The 21,213-nt window shown below is 67.6% G+C and carries 17 protein-coding genes; 11 read left to right on the plus strand and 6 right to left on the minus strand.

Translation table 11 applies throughout. The features are described from left to right. Positions 1-2 precede the first annotated feature (2 nt). Positions 3-866 (minus strand): hypothetical protein, encoded by an 864-nt coding sequence (locus BLTE_RS06135; protein WP_244600139.1) that lies wholly within the window; start codon positions 864-866, stop codon positions 3-5. Positions 867-1,700: 834 nt separating this feature from the next. After that, positions 1,701-2,288 carry a hypothetical protein gene (locus BLTE_RS06140; protein ID WP_126398511.1) on the minus strand — a complete coding sequence of 196 codons (588 nt, stop codon included), beginning with the start codon at positions 2,286-2,288 and terminating at the stop codon, positions 1,701-1,703. A gap of 185 nt (positions 2,289-2,473) precedes the next feature. Between BLTE_RS06140 and BLTE_RS06145 the strand changes: the two genes are divergently transcribed. Further along, entirely contained in the window at positions 2,474-2,941 is a 468-nt protein-coding gene (locus tag BLTE_RS06145) for a hypothetical protein (RefSeq protein WP_126398513.1), read from the plus strand. A 647-nt stretch (positions 2,942-3,588) separates the two neighbouring features. After that, positions 3,589-4,260, plus strand: a complete 672-nt coding sequence (locus BLTE_RS06150; RefSeq protein WP_160140536.1) for a Crp/Fnr family transcriptional regulator — start codon at positions 3,589-3,591, stop codon at positions 4,258-4,260. 388 nt (positions 4,261-4,648) lie between these two features. Here BLTE_RS06150 and BLTE_RS06155 read toward each other — a convergent pair whose 3' ends face one another. Then, positions 4,649-5,653 (minus strand): TIM44-like domain-containing protein, encoded by a 1,005-nt coding sequence (locus tag BLTE_RS06155; RefSeq protein WP_126398517.1) that lies wholly within the window; start codon positions 5,651-5,653, stop codon positions 4,649-4,651. A 392-nt stretch (positions 5,654-6,045) separates the two neighbouring features. Here BLTE_RS06155 and BLTE_RS06160 point away from each other — a divergent pair, with 392 nt between their 5' ends. The 3 genes from BLTE_RS06160 (at position 6,046) to BLTE_RS06170 (ending at position 9,817) form a co-directional block, all read left to right on the plus strand. Further along, positions 6,046-7,179: a hypothetical protein gene (locus BLTE_RS06160; RefSeq protein WP_126398519.1), complete on the plus strand. Its 1,134-nt coding sequence runs from the start codon at positions 6,046-6,048 to the stop codon at positions 7,177-7,179. 56 nt (positions 7,180-7,235) lie between these two features. After that, the gene (locus BLTE_RS06165; protein ID WP_126398521.1) at positions 7,236-9,191 is read left to right on the plus strand and encodes an acetyl-CoA carboxylase biotin carboxylase subunit; all 1,956 of its coding nucleotides are present in this window, start codon (positions 7,236-7,238) and stop codon (positions 9,189-9,191) included. Between the two features lie 170 nt (positions 9,192-9,361). Then, complete coding sequence (locus tag BLTE_RS06170) at positions 9,362-9,817, plus strand: DUF1489 family protein (protein WP_126398528.1); 456 nt, start codon at positions 9,362-9,364, stop codon at positions 9,815-9,817. A gap of 5 nt (positions 9,818-9,822) precedes the next feature. Here BLTE_RS06170 and panC read toward each other — a convergent pair whose 3' ends face one another. Next, positions 9,823-10,683 carry a pantoate--beta-alanine ligase gene (gene panC, locus BLTE_RS06175; protein WP_126398530.1) on the minus strand — a complete coding sequence of 287 codons (861 nt, stop codon included), beginning with the start codon at positions 10,681-10,683 and terminating at the stop codon, positions 9,823-9,825. Positions 10,684-10,994: 311 nt separating this feature from the next. Between panC and BLTE_RS06180 the strand changes: the two genes are divergently transcribed. The 3 genes from BLTE_RS06180 (at position 10,995) to BLTE_RS06190 (ending at position 13,413) form a co-directional block, all read left to right on the plus strand. Further along, a complete protein-coding gene (locus BLTE_RS06180; RefSeq protein ID WP_244600140.1) occupies positions 10,995-11,903 on the plus strand; it encodes a division plane positioning ATPase MipZ in 909 nt (302 codons plus the stop codon). A 74-nt stretch (positions 11,904-11,977) separates the two neighbouring features. Beyond that, the gene (locus tag BLTE_RS06185; RefSeq protein ID WP_126398534.1) at positions 11,978-12,712 is read left to right on the plus strand and encodes a vWA domain-containing protein; all 735 of its coding nucleotides are present in this window, start codon (positions 11,978-11,980) and stop codon (positions 12,710-12,712) included. Beyond that, a complete protein-coding gene (locus BLTE_RS06190) occupies positions 12,709-13,413 on the plus strand; it encodes a DnaJ domain-containing protein (RefSeq protein WP_126398536.1) in 705 nt (234 codons plus the stop codon). Before BLTE_RS06185 ends, BLTE_RS06190 begins: the two co-directional genes overlap by 4 nt. Before the next feature lie 257 nt (positions 13,414-13,670). Here the strand turns inward: BLTE_RS06190 and BLTE_RS06195 are convergent, their stop codons facing one another. Then, entirely contained in the window at positions 13,671-15,308 is a 1,638-nt protein-coding gene (locus BLTE_RS06195; protein WP_280177365.1) for a serine hydrolase, read from the minus strand. 390 nt (positions 15,309-15,698) lie between these two features. Between BLTE_RS06195 and BLTE_RS06200 the strand changes: the two genes are divergently transcribed. Beyond that, complete coding sequence (locus BLTE_RS06200) at positions 15,699-16,037, plus strand: phasin family protein (protein WP_126398539.1); 339 nt, start codon at positions 15,699-15,701, stop codon at positions 16,035-16,037. Between the two features lie 157 nt (positions 16,038-16,194). Here the strand turns inward: BLTE_RS06200 and BLTE_RS06205 are convergent, their stop codons facing one another. After that, a complete protein-coding gene (locus BLTE_RS06205; RefSeq protein WP_126398541.1) occupies positions 16,195-17,550 on the minus strand; it encodes a TadE/TadG family type IV pilus assembly protein in 1,356 nt (451 codons plus the stop codon). An 821-nt stretch (positions 17,551-18,371) separates the two neighbouring features. Here BLTE_RS06205 and clpS point away from each other — a divergent pair. Both clpS and clpA read left to right on the plus strand, forming a co-directional pair. Beyond that, on the plus strand, positions 18,372-18,701 hold the full coding sequence (clpS, locus tag BLTE_RS06210) for an ATP-dependent Clp protease adapter ClpS (protein WP_244600195.1): 330 nt from the start codon (positions 18,372-18,374) through the stop codon (positions 18,699-18,701). 9 nt (positions 18,702-18,710) lie between these two features. Further along, a complete protein-coding gene (gene clpA / locus BLTE_RS06215) occupies positions 18,711-21,143 on the plus strand; it encodes an ATP-dependent Clp protease ATP-binding subunit ClpA (protein WP_126398545.1) in 2,433 nt (810 codons plus the stop codon). Positions 21,144-21,213: the final 70 nt, after the last annotated feature.

Below are 21,213 nucleotides of genomic sequence, written 5' to 3' on the forward strand. Positions count from 1 at the left end.
CGTCAGAGGGAATCATCCATGTTCAGGTCATGGCCAGCGACCGTGAGGTCGATCTGGTTGAACTGGATGTTGGAGCCCAGCACGATGTTCTGGGTGAAGGCTTCCTGGTTCACGATGGCATCGGCGGTGGTGGTGCCCACGCTCTCGATGCTGCCGTCGTCGCCGACCTTGGCCTCGATGTCATTGGCCTTGGCTTCGCCGCCTTCGGCCTTGGCCCACATCGAGAAGGACGAGCCGTCATTGTCGTCAGCGCCCAGGGCGCCGAGGCCGCCGAGCTCGGAGCTCTTGCTGCCATAGCTCAGCGCCGCGAAGCTCACATCCTGATCGGCCAAGTTGTTGACCTGGTCGATATTGAACATGTTGCCATTGTCGAGGTGCTGGGTGACGACATCCGGCATCACGATGCTGTCGTTGATGCAGGCGATCTCCTCGATGTCGATCACGTCGTCGTCATCCGGCGTGGTCAGCTTGCCGTCGAGCTCGAGGTCGACCTTGACGTCAACGTTCACGTCGACATTGTTCTCGACGTTGTTCTCGACCTTGTTCTCGACGTCGTTGTCGACGCTGCTCTCGACCTTGTTCTCGACCTTGTTGTCGACCGTGTTCTCGTTCTTGTTCTCGTTTTCGTTCTCGTTTTCGTTCTTGTTGTCATTCAGGGCGAACGCGGCCTGACCGACGCCCTGGAAGGCGCTCTGGTAGGTGTTCTGGCCCTGAGACTGGGACTGGTCCTGACTCTGGCCCTGACCCTGGCCCTGCGCCTGCAGTTCAAGCTGGCCCTGCGCCTGCGCTTCGAGCTGACCTTGAGCCTGACCTTCGAGCTGGCCCTGAGCCTGCGCCTGATCGTCCCGACCACGATTGCGTGACATAGTACGTCTCCTGCTTCAAGAAAGCTTGGAAGGACGCACCGCCTGTGTCTCCACAACGCCAATCATCTACGTCAGCGTTCCAGGTTACACGCAGCAGTGCAATTGACAGATTTTGAGCTTGATCCGGCGTCGCGACCTGAACTCCCGCCATGCGCTGGGAGCCATGCGGTCGTTGTCCGGAAAAATTGTGATGAAAGCTGGTACTGGTGCGGCGCCTCCTCGTCTTTCAGGCGAAAACCTTCGTTTTCGCGTCAGTTGCGATTATTGCAACTTAGCGAACAACTCGGTAATGCTTGTTTTGACTAAAGGTTCCACACTGCATTCTGCGGTGCAGAGATTTTTTGCTAACCGAATATTTTCCTCATGGCGATTTCGTCTCCGCCACATTGGTTAATATGCGGTTAACTGCGTAATGATGTCTGCTGATCTGACGCGGGTCAAACTTCGCGATGCCGTCAGACCACATTTGTTGCGGCTGAGTACATCTGTGGGCCGGCCAGTTGGAAAAAAGTCAATCAAAACAAAGGTGGCCCCGCCGGCGAATTTCGGCAGGCTTTATTGCCATGCTGAAGATTAACCATCTTTCCGGGGTGCGACTCGGCGAAAATCCGGCCGGCGGCGGAGGGCGGTTCAAAGTCCTCTCGACGCGAATGCCGTTCCCGAACGTGAATTTCCGGCGGGGATGCTGGTGGAATCGCTTTGGGAACTTCGCGCGCGGGCTTGCGCAATCCCGGCCGGACGTGGAAACGCCGCGCGGCTACAGAAGGTAAACAAGTGAGAACGCGCTTCTTCCGGGATTGTTCCCGGAATTGTCTCTGCCACGTGTGTGTTTTTTCAGGGGCGCGCCGCCGCCGGGGCGGACGGGCGGCTGGAGAGTGTCCGCACACCGGTCTGCAGGCGGGGGAGGAACTCCCACAGGTCGCGATTGAGGGCGCGCAGCTCGCGCAGCAGCGTGGTCATCTCCTGCAGGCGCGTCTCGTCCATCGGCCGCTCGGTGCCCCACTGCAGGCGGGTGCGGGTCAATTCCAGGCGCAGCGAGCGGGTGTGGGTGATCAGGCCCTGCTCGTCGAGCCCGTACATGCAATGATTGAACTCGTTGCGGGCGCGGGTGCAGGCGTTGAAGCGCTCCATCAGCCGCGCCAGTTCCTTGGCGAGGGCGCGGTCGGTGACGTTGGCGCGCGACAGGCGCTCGATGAGATCGAGCCGGGCGCGCGTGGTGTTCAGGGTCGAGAACACGATCGCGGCGGTGGTCTCGTCGCTGTCGAGCAGGAGCATCATCACATAGATCAGCAGGCTCTCATTGTTCGACCAGCTGAACACGATGTTGCCGATCAGCGCGAGCACGGCGGTGCGCTGATCGGCCGATGCGGGAGCGGCGGCCTCAATCTTTTCGAAATCGGGCCGGGGCGGCAGCCGGTTCATGGTGCGACCTCGCAGGGGAGCCCTGTATATTGGAGCGCAATTGATACTAAAACAGATCGACGTGCCGGGTGAGCCGGTTTGCGGCCGATCACGCCTTCGAGGGGGCGCCCGGTCGCCGGCACGCCGCTCTCGCACGCGGAGGCGGCGAGACCGTTTCCGGTAGCCGGCGGGAAGGGGAGGGCGTGATGCTGTCGCTGTGGCGGGCGCAACGCACCCGAAGGCGGGTGGCGGCCCTAGTCGCCCCGCTGGTCGAGGGCAGCCGGTTCCGGTTCGGCGCCATCGCGGAACAGGCTTGGTCCGATCCCTATGTCATCGGGTTCCTGGCGATGCTGATCACCCGGCTCGCCGAGCTGCAGGCCGGCAAGCTGGACAATGACACGCTCGCGCTGGTGCAGGCCGGCGCGTGGGCCGACGTCACCGGCCAGGACGAGGATACGATCGGCGAAAACCTGGTGCTGCTGAGCTCGGCCAACGACTCGATGTTCGAGCTGGGCTGCCGCAACGGCGCGCTGGTCGCCGATGCCCTGAGCGGCTGCCTGTCGCAGGCGGAGAGCGCCGGCGCGGACGAGGGGCCTTGGGACGCTTCGCCCGGCCGGACCGATGTCGAGGTGCTTTGGGCCGATTGTTTCGAGGCGCGCCTGCCGGCGGGCTGAGCGCGCTCGGTCTGCCGGGTGCCGGGACGAGGCGCGCGCTGCACCGCATGGCGGCGCGGCCGGCACCGCTCGTCAGAGGGTTGCCGGTCCCGCATGGCTGGGCCGACAGGGTCGCGATCTTTCCGCCTACCGCCAGGGGAGGCGGCTGGCGTAAGGTGATGTCGTCAATCTCCGCGTGTTGCCGATGAGGTTGGGTGCCGGGGGAAAAGGCGCACGGGCGAAGCGGGCGAGGGCGATCACGGTAGATTTTATGCCCTGATGCAACAAATGTTGTGAGATGGCTCTTTGGAATTTTTGTTGATGTTTTTGATTTGTTCCAGCGTAATTCAATTTTTATGACCGTTTTCTGACAATATGCGGCCTCCCCTCCGAGTCTGGGCGATTTGCGGCCTGGGGCGAGGCCGTCTCTTGCGCTCGCATGGGCGCTATGCAGGCCGAGGCTCCAGCGTATAATTTTGATGGGGGATTTAGCGGACTCCTGGCGGTCGATACACGCCAGAGAGGTAAGACATTTCAAGGTACCGGCGATGGCGATGGTGAGCTCCCCCCGCACCGCGACTCCGTTACGGCCGGCGATTTCGTCGGTGACAACGGCAATGCCTCGGTGTCGCGAGTGCCGGCTACGACAATTCGGCTTCTTCGACAGCATGACCGATGCAGAACTCGAGTTCATGCAGCGGTTCAAGACGGCGCACGGCCGAAGCTGGTCGGGCGAATACCTGCTTGAGCAGGGCAGCCAGAAGCCCCGCCTGCTGACGCTCTATTCCGGATGGGCGATCAAGACCATCACGCTGCCGTCGGGCGAGAGCCACCTGATCAAGGTGCTGCTGCCGGGCGACATGATCGGCCTGGAGAGCGTGCTGCGCGGGGCGGCGCGCCATGCCGTGCAGGCGGTGACCGACGTCACCTATTGCGCGCTCGACTGCCGGCAGATCGATGACATGCTGAATGTGCCGTCGCTGGCCCGCCGCCTCACGGTGATGCTGCTGGCCGAACAGCAGCGCATCTCCGAGCGTCTGGCGGTTGTGGGGGCGTGCAACGCCCGGCGCAATTTCGCGCACTTCACGCTCGATCTGTACCAGCGGCTGCGCGAGCGGCAGATGGCCCGTGACGAGGGGTTCCGCGTGCCGCTGACTTCGCTGCAGCTGGCCGATGCGCTCGGCCTGACCACGGTCCACCTCAACCGCGTGCTGCGCAGCTTCCGTCAGGACGGCATCCTGACGCTGGAGAACCACGTGCTGACGATCCACGACATCGCCGCGCTCCGCGAAGTGGCGGCGCTGTCGGGGCCGCCCGCCGAGAGCTACCCGCTGCTGTGATCACCCGCTGATGTGATAAGGTTTCCGGCTGACCTTGCCGGCCGTTCCGGTGCGCTCGCTTCGACCGCGCATCCTCTGCAACACCCCGTCATGCAAACGGCCCCGGACGCTGACGCCCGGGGCCGTCGATGCTGTTCAACCCGCTTTCCGGCCCTTTGGGCTGGAAACCGTCTCGGTTTGCCACCGGAGATCCGACCTGCCGGGGACGAAAGCGCCTCGCTGGCGGGAGCCGTTGGAGTGGGGGGTGGCCCGCACACTTTCGGTTTGGACGACGCGCGCCGAGGTGTTCCGCGCCCCCCACCCCCGACCCCTCCCCACCGCTCGCGAAGCTCGCGGGGGGAGGGGAGAAGAGGCGTCCTCTGTCTATGCGGGCTGGATCGCCGACAGCTTATGCCGGCTGGATCGCCGACAGCTTCCAGGCGCCGCCCGCATCGCGGCGGAAGGTCCACACCTCGGTGGTCTCGCTCGGCTCCTCGGAGCCTTCCAGCAGGCGGCCGGTGGCCTTGTCGAGCGTGCGGTCGATCATCGAGAAGCGCATGGCGACGGTGGCGTAGTCGGTCGTGCCCTCGCGCCACGCTTCGGCGAGATCGCCCTGCAGCAGCTTCACGTCGTCGATGCGGTTCACCCGGCCGGCCTCGGCATCCGCCGCGAGATCCTCGGCGAAGTAGCCGGCCATCTCCGCCGTCGCCGCCTGCCGCAGGGTGGCGAGGTCGCCGCGGCCATAGGCAATCTCGATGTCGCCGAGCAGCTTCTCGAACATGTTGAAGTCGGCGCCCGTCAGCCCGACGCCGTCGAACCCGGCCTTGCGCGGCGACGGCGCGGCAGCGCCACCGCCGAACAGCGGCGCGCGACCGGCATTGAGGCCGGACCCGCTGTTGGCGCCGGAGTCGAGCCCCGCCCGGTTGAGCGGCGAGGGGCCGCCCTGGCCCGGCATGCCGGCATAGGCCGGCTGCTGGCGGCGGCGGAACAGGCGCAGCGCCAGCCACACCAGACCGCCGATCAGGGCAATCTGAACGAGGAAACCGAGCACGCCGGCCATGCCGCCGAAGCCGCTGCCCATCAACAGGCCGAACAGGCCGGCGCCGAGCAGGCCGCCGGCGATGCCGCCGAGCAGGCCGCGGCCGAACGAGCCGCCGGGCTGGGCCGCCTGCTGGCCGGGACGGGCCTGATTGACCCCGGGATTGGTCTGGCCCGGCTGGGTCATCGACCGCTCGACCGGCGCAGCCGGGCGCGGCGCGGTGTTGGTGGCCGGCGGCGCGCTGAAGGTCTGCGAGCCGCGGCTGCCCATTCCGAAGCCTTTGCCCGGTTTGGCGGCAGCCTCGCCGATCGGCCACGCCAGCACCAGGGCTGTCGCCGCAAGAGCAAGGGAGCGTCGGAACGCGGGTCGGGCCATGGTCGAATCCTCCTTTGGGGCATTTCTCCGGCGGCATATGGGGGGCCGGACAGCGTTTCGCCAGTCGTCGGGCGTCCGCAAAGTCACGTGGTGTGCGGTTGGACCTTCGCCGGCAGCCCTCCTGTCCGGAATGGGACTTCCGGCAGCCGGCGCGCCGCTCGCCGGTTCCGCGGCTCGATGCCGCGCGGCGGGGGCGGCCGGTGCGCCGCCGTCCGCCGCTTCGGTCGCAGCCGAAACATCGGCGGGTGATTGTGTCCGTACGGCCACACTCCCGCCGCGATCCTTCATGGTAGTAAGTTCTTATGGATCAGGCAGCGGCGACCCTCGACTCCGCCCGGACGTGGTTCGCGTCCCTGGCGGACATTCTTGCAAGCGGTGCGTGGACACAGCCGGTGGGTGTGCCCGCCTGGGTGATCGTGGCGGTGGCCGCGCTCCTTGTCGTGCTGCTGGCCGGCCGGCTGTTTCGGCCCTACGGCTATGATGGCGGGGGCGGCGGGCTGTGGCGTCTCGCGCTCATCGTGCTCATCGGCTTCGTCGCCTGGCGCGGCTTCCAGTATCTGGAGGATCAGCAGGTCCAGTCGGCGCGCATCGCGCTCGGCGAGCGGCTGTCGCGGGCGATCATCTCGCCGATCGAGAACAATCCGCTATTGGCCTGCGTGAACGGCGTGACCAATCCCGATCTGCGGGCCGCCTGCGAGCGCACGGTGTTCGCCAAGCCCGAGAATGCCGCGGCGGCGGTGTCGCTGACCCGCGACCGGCTGGAGCTTCTGGCGCTTGCCTCGCTGCCGGCCAGCGGGCTGGGGCCGGATGATTCGCGCACGACGCGGCTGCGCCGGGCCCTGGAGAACGACGATTTCGGGCTCGTCGCCTATGTGCTGACCGAGTCGGAGCAGTGCCGGCCGGATGCCTGCGCCCAGTTCGAGCTGTTCAAGGACGCCGAGAAGATCAAGGCCAACATGGCGGCGCGCACCTTCGAGACGCTGGTCGAGAAGCAGTCGGCGATCTGGACGCCCGGCCGCCCCGGCCCGTTCGGGTTCCGCCAGCATCCTTCGCGTCTCGATCCGGCGCTGGCCGGCCCGTCCGGTCCGGTGACCTCCGGCACGATGGAGATGCCGCCGGGCACGCCGACGCTCGGGCCGGGGCCGTCTCCCAGCGACAGCCTGGGTCCGCCGACCGACCTGTCGCCGTCCGCCGTGCCGCGGTCTGCGCCTCCGGCAGAGCGTGCCCCGCCGCCCCCCGCCGCTGCGCCGAAGCCCGCGGCACCTTCTGCTCCTGCGCCATCGACCCTTGCGCCATCGCCCAAGCCTTCGACCGCAGCGCCCGCGACGGCACCCACGGCAGCGCCAGCCACAGCCCCGAAGCCGCCGCCGCAGCCGGTGGCGCGGCCGGCCACCGTGCCGCGTCCGCAGCCGGCCGCACCCGTGACCGCGCCGGTGCAGCCCGCCGTGCCGCGGCTGCCGCCGCCGACATCGCTGACCCCGCCGCCGGAGCCGGACGAGGCGCCCGAGGTCCCCAGCGAGGATTGACGGGCGGGGAACCGGTTGCGCATAGTCCTATTCCCTGTGCGCAACCGTCGGTTCCAATGTTCCGCTCCGTCCTGATTGCCAATCGCGGCGAGATCGCCGTCCGCATCATCCGAACCGCGCGTCGCCTCGGGCTTCGCACCATCGCCGTCCATTCCGACGCCGACGCGGCGGCGCCGCACGTCAGGCTCGCCGATGCCGCCTGCCGCATCGGCCCGGCGCCGGCTCGCGACTCCTATCTGGCCGCCGAGCGGCTGATCGCGGCGGCGCGCGAGACCGGCGCCGAGGCGATCCATCCCGGCTATGGCTTTCTGTCCGAGCGTGCCGATTTCGCCGATGCCTGCGCCGCGGCGGGGCTGGTGTTCATCGGCCCGCCGGCTTCGGCGATCCGGGCGATGGGCGCCAAGGACGGCGCCAAGGCGCTGATGTCGAAAGCCGGCGTGCCGGTGGTGCCGGGCTATCACGGCGCCGACCAGGACCCCGCGCGGCTTGCCGACGCCGCGGTCGAGATCGGCTTTCCGGTGCTGATCAAGGCCACCGCGGGCGGCGGCGGCAAGGGCATGAAGAAGGTGGCCGACCCGGCCGGCTTCGCCGAGGCGCTGGCCTCCGCCCGGCGCGAGGCGGAGGCGGCGTTCGGCGATCCGCGGGTGCTGATCGAGCGCTACGTGACCGACCCGCGCCATGTCGAGATCCAGGTGTTCGCCGACGCCCACGGCAACGCCGTGCATCTGTTCGAGCGCGACTGCTCGCTGCAGCGCCGCCACCAGAAGGTGATCGAGGAGGCGCCGGCGCCGGGGCTTTCGCCCGAGATGCGGGCGCTGATGGGCGAGACCGCGGTGAAGGCGGCGCAGGCGGTGGGTTATGTCGGCGCCGGCACGGTCGAGTTCATCGCCGACGGCTCGAAGGGTCTGAGGCCCGACGCCTTCTGGTTCATGGAGATGAACACGCGCTTGCAGGTCGAGCACCCGGTAACCGAATCGATCACCGGGCTCGATCTGGTCGAGCTGCAGTTCCGCGTCGCGGCGGGCGAACGCCTGCCGTTTGCGCAAGGCGACCTCGCCATCGACGGCCACGCGGTCGAGGCCCGCCTCTATGCCGAGGATCCCGAGCGCAGCTTCCTGCCCTCGACCGGGCGGCTGTGGGCCTTGAAGCTGCCTGTGGGCGAGGGCATCCGCGTCGATTCCGGGGTGGAGGAGGGCGGCGAGGTCTCGCCGCACTACGATCCGATGATCGCCAAGATCATCGCCCACGCGGCCACCCGCGACGAGGCGCTCGACCGCTTGGCGGCGGCCCTCGATGAGACGCTGGTGGCGGGGCCGCGCACCAATGCGCCGTTCCTGGCGGCGCTCGCCCGGCATCCGGCTTTCCGCGCCGGCAGGTTCGACACCGGCTTCATCGACCGCCATCTCGACGAGCTGTTGCCGCAGCGCGGCGCCGATCCCGGCGCGGTGGCGGCGGCCACGGCGCGGCTGGTGCGGCGGGAACAGGCGCGGCTCTCAGCGCTGGCGCGCGCGCGGACCGACGAGGCGGCCTCGCCGTGGGACGTGCTCGATGCCTTCGACCTCGCCGGCCCCCGCGAGGTCGGGCTGCAGGTCACGGCTGATGGCGAGACGGTGACGGCGCGGGTGCGCTATTCGGGGCCGGATCTGGCGGTCAGCGTCGATGGTTGCGGCGCGGCGGATGCGGCGGTGATCGAGGCCGGCGACGCGGTGATCGCGGTCCGCCACGGACGGCAGGCCACGGTCAAGGCCAAGGACATCGAGGCCATCGACATCGAGCACCTCGACGAGGGCGGCATCGTCACCGCGCCGATGCACGGCAAGGTTCTGGCGCTCGCCGCCGGTCCGGGCGATCCGGTCCGCAAGGGCCAGACGATCGCGGTGATCGAGGCGATGAAGATGGAGCACGCGCTCACCGCGCCGATCGACGGCACGGTGGCGGAAGTGGCGGTCAGCGTCGGCGCCCAGGTGGCGGATGGCGCGAAGATCATGCTGATCGCGCCGCTGGAGGGGTGAGACGCGTCAGCCTGTCATCCCGGCCGAGCGTCAGCGAGAGCCGGGATCGTTTTCCGAAGGAGCCCCTTCCTGCGCACGATCCCGGGCAGCTTCGCTGCTTGCCCGGGACGACGGTGCGGCAACGCGGCGCTTGGATGACGGCCGTCGTCTGCGCATGGTAGGACGCGGCGATGCCGGACTCCGCGACCACTCCGCTCCATCTCGTCAAGCTGTGCGTCGGCTGCGATGCCGTCGCCGACCTCGAAGATTGGATCGCGGCGCGGATGCGCGAGTGCACCCGCCAGGGCCGGCCGCTGGAGCAGGTCCACACCACCCGCATGACGCCGAAGCGGCGGGCCGAGCTTCTGGCCGGCGGCTCGCTCTATTGGGTGATCAAGGGCCTGATCCAGTGCCGGCAGCGGCTGATCGATCTGCGCCCGGTGGTCGATGCCGAGGGCATCGGCCGCTGCGAGCTGGTGCTGGAGCCGCAGGTGGTGCGCACGGTGCCGCGGCCGATGCGGGCGTTCCAGGGCTGGCGTTACCTGCCGCCGGCCGACGCGCCGCCCGATCTCGATCAGGCCGGCGCGGGCGTCGCCGACATGCCCGAGGCGCTGCGCCAGGAACTGGCCGACCTCGGGTTGCTGTAACTCCGTCAAGCTTCCGGCACCGCCAGATTGTCGATGAGCCGCGTGGCGCCGATGCGGGCGGCGGCGAGCAGGCGGATGCCGCGGCGCTGGCCGCGCTTCAGCGGCGCCAGGGTCTCGGCGTCGCGCGCCTCGAAATAGTCGATCTCGAAGCCGGCGCGCGACAGCATGGCGCGGCCCTGGGCCAGCGCCCGGCTGGCCGGCTGGCCGGCGGCGATCGACTCGGCCGCCTTGACCAGCGCGTGCGGCAGCGCCACCGCGCGGGCGCGCTCGTCCGCCGAGAGGTAGACATTGCGCGACGACAGGGCGAGCCCGTCCGCCTCGCGCGTGGTCGGCGCGCCGATGATCCGGGTCGGCAGGTCGAGGTCGCGGGCGAGGCGGGTGACCACCTTGAGTTGCTGATAGTCCTTCTCGCCGAACACCGCGATGTCCGGCCGCACCTGCAGGAACAGCTTGCCGACGACGGTGGCGACGCCGCCGAAGAAGTGCGGGCGGAAGGTGTCCTCAAGCCCGGCCAGCGCCGCGCCCTCCGGCACGATGCGGGTGGCGAAGCCGTCCGGATACATCTCCTCGGCCGTCGGCGCATAGACGAGATCGACGCCGGCCGCCGCGACCTTGCGGAAATCCTGCCGGAAGGTGCGGGGATATTTGGAGAAATCCTCGGTGGGGGCGAACTGGGTGGGGTTGACGAAGATCGACACCACGACGCGCTCGGCCTTGCGCTTGGCCAGCTTCACCAGCGCCAGATGGCCGGCGTGCAGCGCACCCATGGTCGGCACCAGCGCGATGCGCTCGCCGGCCGCCGCCCACGGCTCGATGGCGCGGCGCAGGCTGCGGACCGAGCGGACGACCCGCGTTTCCTTGGCCATTCTCGTCTCCCCCCATGAACTCGCCCGGAACTCGCCGGGAACTCGCCGGCCCGATCACCGCGACCGGATGGCGAGCGCGTGATTGCCGCTCATCCTTGGCCGTTTGTCCTTGGCCGTTTATCCCAGGGCCGTTCAGTCCTGGTCGTTCAGTCCTGGCCGTTTGATCTTCACTGTTTAATCTTGGCCGTTTGTCCTTGGCAAACCTATTGCCCGGTGAAAATGATGCCAAGCGCTTGACCGGAGAGGTACATAGCACCGACAATTCGGCGCATTGCGTCGGATTCGGGTAGTGCTCGATGCGTCGAGAATCGGTGCCGGTCACGAACGAGCCCGCGCGTCGGCGCGGGGCGCACGTGGTCGTGCTCGGCAACGAGAAGGGCGGCTCCGGCAAGTCGACCATCGCCATGCATCTGGCCGTGGCGCTGATGAAGGCCGGCTACCTCGTCGCCACCATCGATCTCGACTGCCGGCAGAAATCCTTCACCCGCTATGTCGAGAACCGCCGGGCGCTGGCCGTCCGGATGGGGATCGAGCTCGAACTGTCGCATCATTTCACGGTCGACCGCGCGACCCATAACGAGATCGACCGCAACGAGACCGACGAGTTCGCGTCGTTCGCCGCGGCCATCACCACGCTGGAGCATACCCACGATATCGTGGTGATCGATACGCCCGGGTCGGACAGCTATCTCATGCGCCTGGCGCATGCCATGGCCGATACGCTGATCACCCCGCTCAATGACAGCTTCATCGATTTCGACGTGCTGGCGCGGGTCGATTCCGAGACCGGGGAGCTGCTGGCGGTGAGCCAGTATGCCGAGCTGGTGTGCGAGGCGCGCCGGCAGCGGCGGCTGGCCGATGGCGGCACAACCGACTGGATCGTGGTGCGCAACCGCGTCGGCCAGTTCGAAACCCGCAACGGCCGCAATCTGGAGCGCTGCCTGTCGCTCTTGGCCTCCACGCTCGACTTCCGCCCGTCCAACGGCCTGTCCGACCGGGTGATCTACCGCGAACTGTTCGCGCGCGGCCTGACCGTGCTCGACACGCTCGACCGCTCGCTGTTCGGCATCGAGCCCAATCTGTCGCACTTCACCGCGCGCAACGAGGTGCGCTCGCTGCTCGACTTCCTCAACCTGCCGCTCGACGTGCGTGGCCGTGGCCGCGCCGATCCGCGCGAGAGCTGGTCGGGCGCCGATCCCGGCCTGATGGCCGGCGAATAGGGCCGGCCCGCGCGGTTGCCTGCCGGGGCATTCGGCCCCACCTAAAGGGCAGGCCGTTGTGTTCGAGTCCATTGATGGCAAGCCGAGAGACCAAAGCGCCAGCCGTTGCCGGGGAAGGCAAAGCCTTGGACCGCAGCAGCGATGTCGCGGCGTTTCTCGACGAGGTGAAGCGCCGCGCGCCGGCGGTGGGGGCCGGCGAGCGCGGGCGTCTGGTGTTCGCGCTCGATGCCACGATGAGCCGGCAGCCGACCTGGGACATGGCGATGCGGCTGCAGGCCGACATGTTCCGCGAGGCGGGGACGCTGGCCGGCCTCGAAGTGCAGCTCGTCTATTACCGCGGTCTCGGCGAGTGCCGGGCCTCGCGCTGGGTGTCGGAGGCGGCCAGCCTGGAGCGGCTGATGACGTCGATCGACTGCCGCGGCGGCCACACCCAGATCGCCCGCGTGCTGCGCCATGCCGGCCAGGAGTCCGAGCGCGGCCGGGTTCATGCCCTTGCGTTCGTCGGCGATGCCATGGAGGAGTCGCTCGACGACCTCTGCGCCGCCGCCGGCCCGCTGGCGCTGCGCGGGGTGCCGGCCTTCCTGTTCCAGGAGGGTTCGGATCCGGTCGCCGAGCAGGCGTTCCGCGAGGTGGCGCGGCTGACGCGCGGCGCCTATTGCCGGTTCGGGCCCGGCGCCGCGGCGGAATTGCGGGCGCTGCTGCAGGCGGTGGCGGCCTTCGCCTCGGGCGGGCGCCGGGCGCTCACCGCGCTGGCCGACCGCGAAGGGCGGGGGGCGCGCCTGCTGCTCGAGCAGATGCGCGCGCCATGATGATGCTGGCCATTGGCTTGGTTGCGCTGCTGCTGGCGCTGTGGGGGCTCGACCGGCTGGCGAAGCTCGACCCCAAGACGCTGGTCACCCGGCTGTCGCAGATCGGCGGCGGGCTGGCGCTGGCCGCCGGGCTGCTGCTGGCGGTAACCGGACGTTTCCTGGTGGCGGCGCCGCTGCTGTTCGCCGGCCTGTCGCTGCTCGGCTGGCTGCCGAACCGGCCGGCGGGGTGGAGCCAGCGGACCCAGCGCTCGACCGGGCAGGTCTCGCGCGCCCGCACCGCGCTGCTCGACATGGAGCTCGACCATGACAGCGGCGAGATGCGCGGAACCGTGACCGCCGGCACGCATCAGGGCCGCGCCTTGGCCGACCTGACCCTGGCGGAGCTTGGCGACCTCTACGCCGCCGCCGACGGCGACAGCCGCGCGCTACTGGAAGCGTATCTTGACCGCCGCGCGCCCGGCTGGCGTGAAGACGGCGAGGCGGATGCGGCAGCGGGGCGCGGTGAGGGACGGCGCGACGGTGCGATGTCCGAGCAGGAGGCCTATGAGATCCTTGGCCTTGAGCCAGGAGCCGCCGCCGAGGACATTCGACGGGCGCACCGGACGCTCATGAAACGGCTGCACCCCGACCAGGGCGGAACCGATTGGCTGGCGGCCCGCGTCAATGAAGCCAAAGACGTACTTCTGCGGCACCATCGCTGATACTCCACGCGCGAAGGAACCCTAACCGAGGCATGTCTGCGCCTCGTTTAGCTAATATTGTCGGTAATCCTTTATCTTTGGTTTAACATCACGCGGCATCGGCGCGATTGAATTGCTGCTCGCGTCCGGCGCATTCGCGCCGTGGTCATGCCCGCGCTTGTCGCGGGCATCCACGACTTGAAACGACTTTCGAACAGACGTGTATGGCCGGGACAAGCCCGGCCATGGCGGCGGGTCGTTGGCAAACGCCTGCGGCCTCAGTTCCGCAGCGGCATGCAGGCGAAGTCGGACTTCTTGAGAACCCGGCAGGCCTCGTGGGCGCGCTCCTCGTCGAAGCCGGCGAAGCGGGCACGATAGAGCGCGGTCGAGCCCTTCACCACCTTCTCGGTGAACGGATCGGCGTTGCCGAGCAGGCCCTTGTTGCGGTTCTGGGCTTCGCGCAGCTTGTCGCGCGCCTGCGATTCCGCCGGGAAGGCGCCGATCTGGATCATCCATTCGCTGCGGCCGGCATGCCGGACGGGCGGCACGGCGGGCGCGGCCATCTGCGCCGAGGCGACCTGAATGGACGCGGGGCGGGTCGGCTGCGCGGAGGCCGCGTAGGCGCGCACCTGCGCGTCCAGGGTGTGCGGCGCCGGCTCGGGGGCAATGGTGATCACCGCCGGGGCGATCTGGCCGGGCGCCGCCGAGGCCGAGGCGGTGGTGTAGGTGGACGCCGAGCTGGCGGAAGCCCGCGTGACCACGGCGCCGAGCGGCGCGGTGTTGGTGACCGGGCCGACCGGGACCGAGCGCACGGCGGTCGGGCGCAGCGGCTCGGTGGAGCCGGGAGCCGGCTGCGGGATCGCGGCGGTCGGCGCCTGATCGGCGACGGCAATGGCGGCGAGGGCGAGCGGCTCGCGGCTCATCGGCCGTGGCGCCGGCTGCGGAACGGCCTCGGCCGGTTCGACCTGGGCCGGCTCGACCTGGGCCGGCTCGACCTCGGCAATGCGCGCCACCGTCTGGCCGCCGGCATAGGCCTTCGGCAGGCTGGCCTCGATCAGGCTGGCCATCTGGGCATCGCGGGAGGCGCCGGAGCGGCCGCCGAGAACCACGCCGACGATGTGGCGGCCGTTGCGCTTGGCGGAGGTGACGAGGTTGAAGCCGGAGGCGCGGGTGTAGCCGGTCTTGATGCCGTCGACGCCTTCCACCCGGCCGAGCAGCTTGTTGTGGTTGGCGATGGCGCCGCCGCGCCAGACGAACTGGCGGGTGAAGAAGTAGCGGTAATAGCGCGGGAACCGCTCCTGGATGGCGCGGCCGAGCACCGAGAGATCGCGGGCGGTGGTCACCTGCTCGGGATTGGGCAGGCCCGACGCATTCTTGAAGGTGGTGCGCGACATGCCGAGCGCGCGCGCCTTGCGGGTCATCTGCGCGGCGAAGGAGGCCTCGTCGCCGCCGACGGCCTCGGCGATCACCACCGCGGCGTCATTGGCCGACTTGGTGACGAGCGCCTTGATGGCGTCCTCGACCTCGATGGTCGAGCCGGGCTTGAGGCCGAGCTTGGTCGGCTCCTGCGCCGAGGCGCGGGCCGACACCGGCAGCTGGCTGTCGAGCCGGAGGCGGCCGGCCTCAAGCTGCTCGAACAGCATATAGAGGGTCATGATCTTGGTGACGGAGGCCGGGTGGCGGAGCGCATCGGGCTCGCTCTCGTGCAGCACCTTGCCGGTATTGGCATCGACGACGATGGCGGCGTAGCCGCTGCGCCACTGTCCGGACGACGTTGCCGCCGCCGCCCGCGCGCGCTGCTCGGAGGCGGCTGATGAGGACTTGCTGCGGCTGTTCTTGGCCCGGGCATCCGCCGGGTCGGGAAGCGCGATGGCGAAGGCTGCGGCGATGGCGATGACGCGGATGGCGAAAGGCAACAAACTCTGTCCAGGGGCGAGCACATTCATTGGCGCGGTCCGTTGCTGTTGTTGGCAGCCGCGATCCTTGCGGCCGTTGTCACCATGTGCGGCAAATGCGGGGCGGCGGGATCACGCGGTGATCCGACGACCGTCTCTGTCGGCCGGGTCCGTAGGCTGGGTGCTGCGGGCGTCCGGGCCGGCCCGGACGCATCCGCGACGCGGGAAATACCCCTAGTGTGGGGTGGGGCGGTTAACGAGGTGTTAAGAGACTTCAACAAAGGCAGCGATATATTGCAGTGCGGTACAAAATCTTGACCAAAATGCTGCATTGCGGTATCAACCATCCGGGCAGGGCAATTGCGGAAACGCCGTTTCTGCGGCGGGACAGCGGAAAGAGAGGAAGCCCAGATGTTCCAGAATTTTGACGAAATTCAGAAGCTCGGAAAAGAAAACGTCGATCTTGCGGTAAAGTCCGTAAGTGCAGTCACGAAGGGCGTCCAGGCGATCGCCGTCGAGATGGTCGATTTCTCGAAGAAGTCCTTCGAGCAGGGGTCGGCCGCGGCCGAGAAAATGCTGGGCGCCCGTTCGCTCGATAAGGCGATCGAGATCCAGACCGACTTTGTGAAGTCGGCTTATGAAGGATGGATTTCGCAGGCGACGAAGCTCGGAACGCTCTACACCGATCTCGCCAAGGAAGCCTACAAGCCTTACGAGAACGTGCTCGGCAAGCTCACGCCGAAGGCCTGAGACGGTTTCCGGTTGATCCCCCTTCGGGATCCCCGAAACGGACGACGCCGCAAGAGCGTCCGCCGCTGACATCGACATCCTGAACGACGGAAAAGCCCGGCTGATCAGCCGGGCTTTTGGTTCTTGAAACGGTTTCCCGTTGGTCCTTTAGGGCCGTTCACTTCGCGATGTACAGGCTTGCGAGGTCAGAGGCGATCTCGTCGAACACCGTCACCATCTGCGAAGCCGAGGTCAGATAAAAGAACTTGTCGGCATCGGAAGCGCAGTTCCGAAGCAGGGTCGATACGGCATCGTTTCCGGTGTTGACCTGAATGGTGTAGATCGTGATGTCCTGGGCCTTGATGTTGGCGCAGGTTCCCTTGCCGCCGTTCGAACTGTCGAACATCCGCTTGTCGACTGCGGTCGAGGTGTTCGAACCGTCGCCTTCCCACCGGTTCCGGGTGTTGAGGCCGTCGCTCAGCAGCACGATGGCTTGATTGTACTTGTACTGGGGATCCTTGTCCGGCGCGGTCAGCGGGCCGCCGCCCACCAGCGCCTGCCACGCCCACACCAGCCCGAGCGGCTGATTGGTGGCGCCGCCGGCAACGAGGCTGTTCACGGTCGACTTCAGCGACGACCAATTGTGGTTGAGGCCGATCATCTGCGCCGGGCAGTAGCTGTCGAGCGACGGGGAGGCCGCGGGGAACAGCGACGCGGGCACCGAGGTGCTGGGCGCGGTGACGAGCTGATCATAGCCGGTGCCGGCGGTGGTCGGGCTCGGATTGTTGAAGAGGCCGCGATCGGTCACGCAGCCTTTCCAGTTGGACTTGTTGCTCGACACATTCCAAGTGCCGCCTGCGGCCACGCACCGCTTCCGGCTGACGTTGGTCGAGGAATTCTTGCTGCAGGTGCCGAATTCGGCGTTCACCGAGTTCCAGTCGAGCCAGGTCGCATTCCTGTTGGTCGTGCCGACATTGACCAGCTCGCTGAACGGGATGATCGCGACCTCGACGTCGCCGTCATTCACGGCGAGCGCCTCGAGCTGCTCGAGGAGACCTTTCGTCGCAGTCTTGAGCGCGCTGAGCTTGTTGGCGCTGTTCATCGAGCCGGTGGTGTCCAGCGCCAGGGCGACGCGCAGCTTGCCGTTGCCCCACTTCACGGTGGAATTGGCGGCGAGCGGCATGGAGGTCACGGTCGACAGGATGGTCACGCTCGGCGACATGGTCGTGGCGGCCGACACCGCCAGCTGACCCTTGCTGGGCGTCACGGTGAGCGTCACGTCGCCGACATCGCTCTGGTGGAAGTTGGCGTTGAAATACTGCCTGGCCTTTTCCTCCAGGGCGGTCTGCGCCGTGTTCAGCGGCATCTTGCTGAGCGCCAGCGCGGCGGCGTCCACCGCGATCTGCATCTCCGACAGAGCATGTGACTTGCGGCTGAAGTCGACGCTGGCGCCGATCAGTCCGAGGACTGGGATCACCGCCAAGGTGAAGATGACGACGACGTTGCCGGACTCATTTCGCCAAAAGCGGACCATCGTGTGCCTCCGATGCGTGCTGTTGTTTAAACTTACAACTAAGACGTATCGGATCGGTTAGGTCGGCCGCACAAAATGCGGATGGCGAAGAAATGATTGATTAACCTTTATGTATCGAATTCTATCTTGTCCGCCGGTGTGGTTCAGCCTGCCTCTGTTCCAGCATGGCGCGTGAATCTTGCCATTTTCATCAAGGCTGCAGCCTCATTTGCATAAAATGCCTTGGGTTGGGCGCCTGCGCGCCAGATCGGCGTGCCGCCACACCGGCGTGGCGCCCGGCGGGCCATCGGCCATTGCCCGTGACCGTCCGCCGCGAGCGTTCACCGGCATGTGATGCGCCTTCCGGCCTGCGGGGCCGTCGAGCCGCACTCAGAACGCCGATAAAGCCCTGTTCGATAATGGGAATTTCGGCGAGACCGTTTCCGGTCTCCCGAAGGGATGAACCGGAGACCGCATGACTGGCGGACGGCCGTCCGCGGTCCGGCGCGGCGTGTTCCCCGTCCGGCGCCAGACCGGCCGCACTGGCGGCGCATGGGGGCAGCAACTATTATGAGTGTGCAGTGTGGCGATCGGCGGCGCCGGCCACGCGATCTTCGTCCGCACGGGCGACGATCCGGAGCAGGCGCCGCGCGAAAGCCGCGATGTCACGCTACCCGGGTGTTACGCTGCCCGGGCGGAGACCCGTCGCCAGATCGTTTTCACCCGTCCGCGTCCACCCGTCCGTATCCACCAGCCTGCGTCAACTTGCCCCCGGCTCGCCCATGATTCAGCAGTCTTCTTCGATCGATCGGTTCGGCACTGCGGATGGCCGTCCGCGGGCGATGGCCGACAAGGGAAAGCCCACGCCGCCGCAGGGGCCGGGCACGGCGGTCATCACCCGCACCAAGGCGCAGACCCGGCGTCCGAACATGTACCGGGTGCTGATTCTGAACGACGACTACACGCCGATGGAATTCGTCGTGCTGATCCTCGAACGCTTCTTCGGCAAGAGCCGCGACGAGGCGACGCGCATCATGCTGCACGTCCACCACCATGGCGTCGGCGAATGCGGGATCTATACCTATGAGGTGGCGGAGACGAAGGTCACGCAGGTGATGGACTTTGCCCGCAAACACCAGCACCCTCTCCAGTGTGTCATGGAGAAAAAATAGGAGCCCCCATTGCCCAGTTTCTCCCGCAGCCTCGAACAGTCCCTGCACCGCGCCCTGGCCTTGGCCAACGAACGCCATCACGAGTACGCGACGCTGGAACACCTGCTGCTCGCCCTCGTCGATGACCAGGACGCGGCGGCGGTGATGCGGGCCTGCAATGTCGACCTGGACAAGCTCAAGCGCGCTCTGGTCGACTATATCGACGGCGAACTGGACAATCTCACCACCGACGGCAGCGACGAATCCAAGCCGACCGCCGGCTTCCAGCGCGTCATCCAGCGCGCGGTGATCCACGTGCAGTCCTCCGGCCGCGAGGAGGTGACCGGCGCCAACGTGCTGGTGGCGATCTTCGCCGAGCGCGAGAGCCACGCCGCGTATTTCCTGCAGGAGCAGGACATGACGCGCTACGACGCGGTCAACTACATCAGCCACGGCATCGCCAAGCGGCCCGGCCTGTCGGAGAGCCGCCCGGCGCGCGGCGTCGAGGACGAGGCCGACACCAAGCCGGGCGACGAGCCCAAGAAGAAGGGCGACGCGCTCGAAGCCTATTGCATCAACCTCAACAAGAAGGCGCGCGACGGCAAGATCGATCCGCTGATCGGCCGCGATTCCGAGATCCAGCGCACCATCCAGGTGCTGTGCCGGCGCCAGAAGAACAACCCGCTGTTCGTCGGCGACCCCGGCGTCGGCAAGACCGCCATCGCCGAAGGGCTGGCGCGGCGCATCGTCAATGGCGAGGTGCCCGAGGTGCTGGCGAACGCCACGGTGTTTGCGCTCGACATGGGCGCGCTGCTCGCCGGCACGCGCTACCGCGGCGACTTCGAGGAGCGGCTGAAGCAGGTCATCAAGGAGATCGAGAACTATCCCGGCGCCATCATGTTCATCGACGAGATCCACACGGTGATCGGCGCCGGTGCGACCTCGGGCGGGGCGATGGACGCCTCCAACCTGCTGAAGCCCGCTTTGTCCTCGGGCAGCGTGCGCTGCATCGGCTCGACCACCTACAAGGAGTACCGCCAGTACTTCGAGAAGGACCGGGCGCTGGTGCGCCGGTTCCAGAAGATCGACGTCAACGAGCCGACGCCGGAGGACGCCTTCGAGATCCTCAAGGGGCTGAAGCCGTATTTCGAGGACTTCCACAAGCTCCGCTACACCAATGAGGCGATCAAGGCGGCCGTCGATCTGGCGGTGCGCTACATCCACGACCGCAAGCTGCCGGACAAGGCGATCGACGTGATCGACGAGTCGGGTGCGGCGCAGATGCTGCAGCCGGAGAGCCGGCGCAAGAAGACCATCGGCGTCAAGGAGATCGAGGCGGTGGTTGCCACCATGGCGCGCATTCCGCCCAAGACCGTCTCCAAGGACGACGCCGAGGTGCTGGCCAATCTGGAGCAGACGCTCAAGCGCGTGGTGTTCGGCCAGGACAAGGCGATCGAGGCCCTGGCCTCGGCCATCAAGCTCGCCCGCGCCGGCCTGCGCGAGCCGGAGAAGCCGATCGGCTCCTACCTGTTCTCGGGCCCGACCGGCGTCGGCAAGACCGAGGTGGCCAAGCAGCTCGCCTCCGTGCTCGGCGTGCCGCTCACCCGCTTCGACATGAGCGAGTACATGGAGCGGCACACGGTGTCGCGCCTCATCGGTGCGCCTCCGGGCTACGTCGGCTTCGACCAGGGCGGCCTGCTGACCGACGCGGTCGACCAGAACCCGCATTCGGTGCTGCTGCTGGACGAGATCGAGAAGGCCCATCCGGACCTCTTCAACATCCTGCTGCAGGTGATGGACCACGGAAAGCTGACCGACCACAACGGCAAGCAGGTCGATTTCCGCAACACCATCATCATCATGACCACCAATGCCGGCGCGGCCGACCTCGCCAAGGCGGCTTATGGCTTCACCCGCACCAAGCGGGAAGGGGACGACACCGAGGCGATCAACCGCATGTTCGCCCCCGAATTCCGCAACCGTCTCGATGCGGTGATCCCGTTCGCGCACCTGTCGCCCGAGATCATCGCCCTGGTGGTCGAGAAGTTCGTGCTGCAGCTCGAAGCCCAGCTCGCCGACCGCAACGTCACGATCGCGCTCACGCCCCAGGCCACCGAGTGGCTGGTCGAGCGCGGCTATGACGAGCAGATGGGGGCGCGGCCGATGGGTCGCGTCATCCAGGAGAACATCAAGAAGCCGCTGGCCGACGAGGTGCTGTTCGGCAAGCTCAAGAGCGGCGGCCACGTCAAGGTGGTGGTCGAGGAGGCGGATGGCGGCCGCAAGCTCGGCTTCGAGTTTCTCGAAGGGCCGGTGACGCCGAAGCCCGATCCGGTGGCGCCGGTCAAGAAGCCGCGCAAGCGCAAGGCCTCGTTCCGCGCCAAGGCCAAGCCGAAGGCCGCCAAGGGCGGCGGCCCGGGCCCCGCCCGCAGCTCGGTGCCCAAGGTGCCGCTGATCAAGGCGTGAGCGCCAAGACGATCGAAAGGCCAAGACGAACGAAGGGCCGAGACGAACGAAAGGCCGGGCAGTTGCCCGG

Origin of the sequence: Blastochloris tepida, from assembly GCF_003966715.1 — a bacterium.
Lineage (GTDB): Bacteria > Pseudomonadota > Alphaproteobacteria > Rhizobiales > Xanthobacteraceae > Blastochloris > Blastochloris tepida.

Excerpts from the sequence above, each read along its gene's own strand:
- BLTE_RS06140 (WP_126398511.1), bottom strand. The coding sequence starts at position 2,288 with ATGAACCGGCTGCCGCCCCGGCCCGATTTCGAAAAGATTGAGGCCGCC.
- BLTE_RS06170 (WP_126398528.1), top strand. The coding sequence starts at position 9,362 with ATGCCGGACTCCGCGACCACTCCGCTCCATCTCGTCAAGCTGTGCGTC.
- BLTE_RS06185 (WP_126398534.1), top strand. The coding sequence starts at position 11,978 with ATGGCAAGCCGAGAGACCAAAGCGCCAGCCGTTGCCGGGGAAGGCAAA.
- BLTE_RS06205 (WP_126398541.1), bottom strand. The coding sequence starts at position 17,550 with ATGGTCCGCTTTTGGCGAAATGAGTCCGGCAACGTCGTCGTCATCTTC.
- BLTE_RS06145 (WP_126398513.1), top strand. The coding sequence starts at position 2,474 with ATGCTGTCGCTGTGGCGGGCGCAACGCACCCGAAGGCGGGTGGCGGCC.
- panC (WP_126398530.1), bottom strand. The coding sequence starts at position 10,683 with ATGGCCAAGGAAACGCGGGTCGTCCGCTCGGTCCGCAGCCTGCGCCGC.
- BLTE_RS06135 (WP_244600139.1), bottom strand. The coding sequence starts at position 866 with ATGTCACGCAATCGTGGTCGGGACGATCAGGCGCAGGCTCAGGGCCAG.
- BLTE_RS06190 (WP_126398536.1), top strand. The coding sequence starts at position 12,709 with ATGATGATGCTGGCCATTGGCTTGGTTGCGCTGCTGCTGGCGCTGTGG.
- BLTE_RS06165 (WP_126398521.1), top strand. The coding sequence starts at position 7,236 with ATGTTCCGCTCCGTCCTGATTGCCAATCGCGGCGAGATCGCCGTCCGC.
- BLTE_RS06200 (WP_126398539.1), top strand. The coding sequence starts at position 15,699 with ATGTTCCAGAATTTTGACGAAATTCAGAAGCTCGGAAAAGAAAACGTC.
- BLTE_RS06155 (WP_126398517.1), bottom strand. The coding sequence starts at position 5,653 with ATGGCCCGACCCGCGTTCCGACGCTCCCTTGCTCTTGCGGCGACAGCC.
- clpS (WP_244600195.1), top strand. The coding sequence starts at position 18,372 with ATGGCCGACAAGGGAAAGCCCACGCCGCCGCAGGGGCCGGGCACGGCG.
- BLTE_RS06150 (WP_160140536.1), top strand. The coding sequence starts at position 3,589 with ATGACCGATGCAGAACTCGAGTTCATGCAGCGGTTCAAGACGGCGCAC.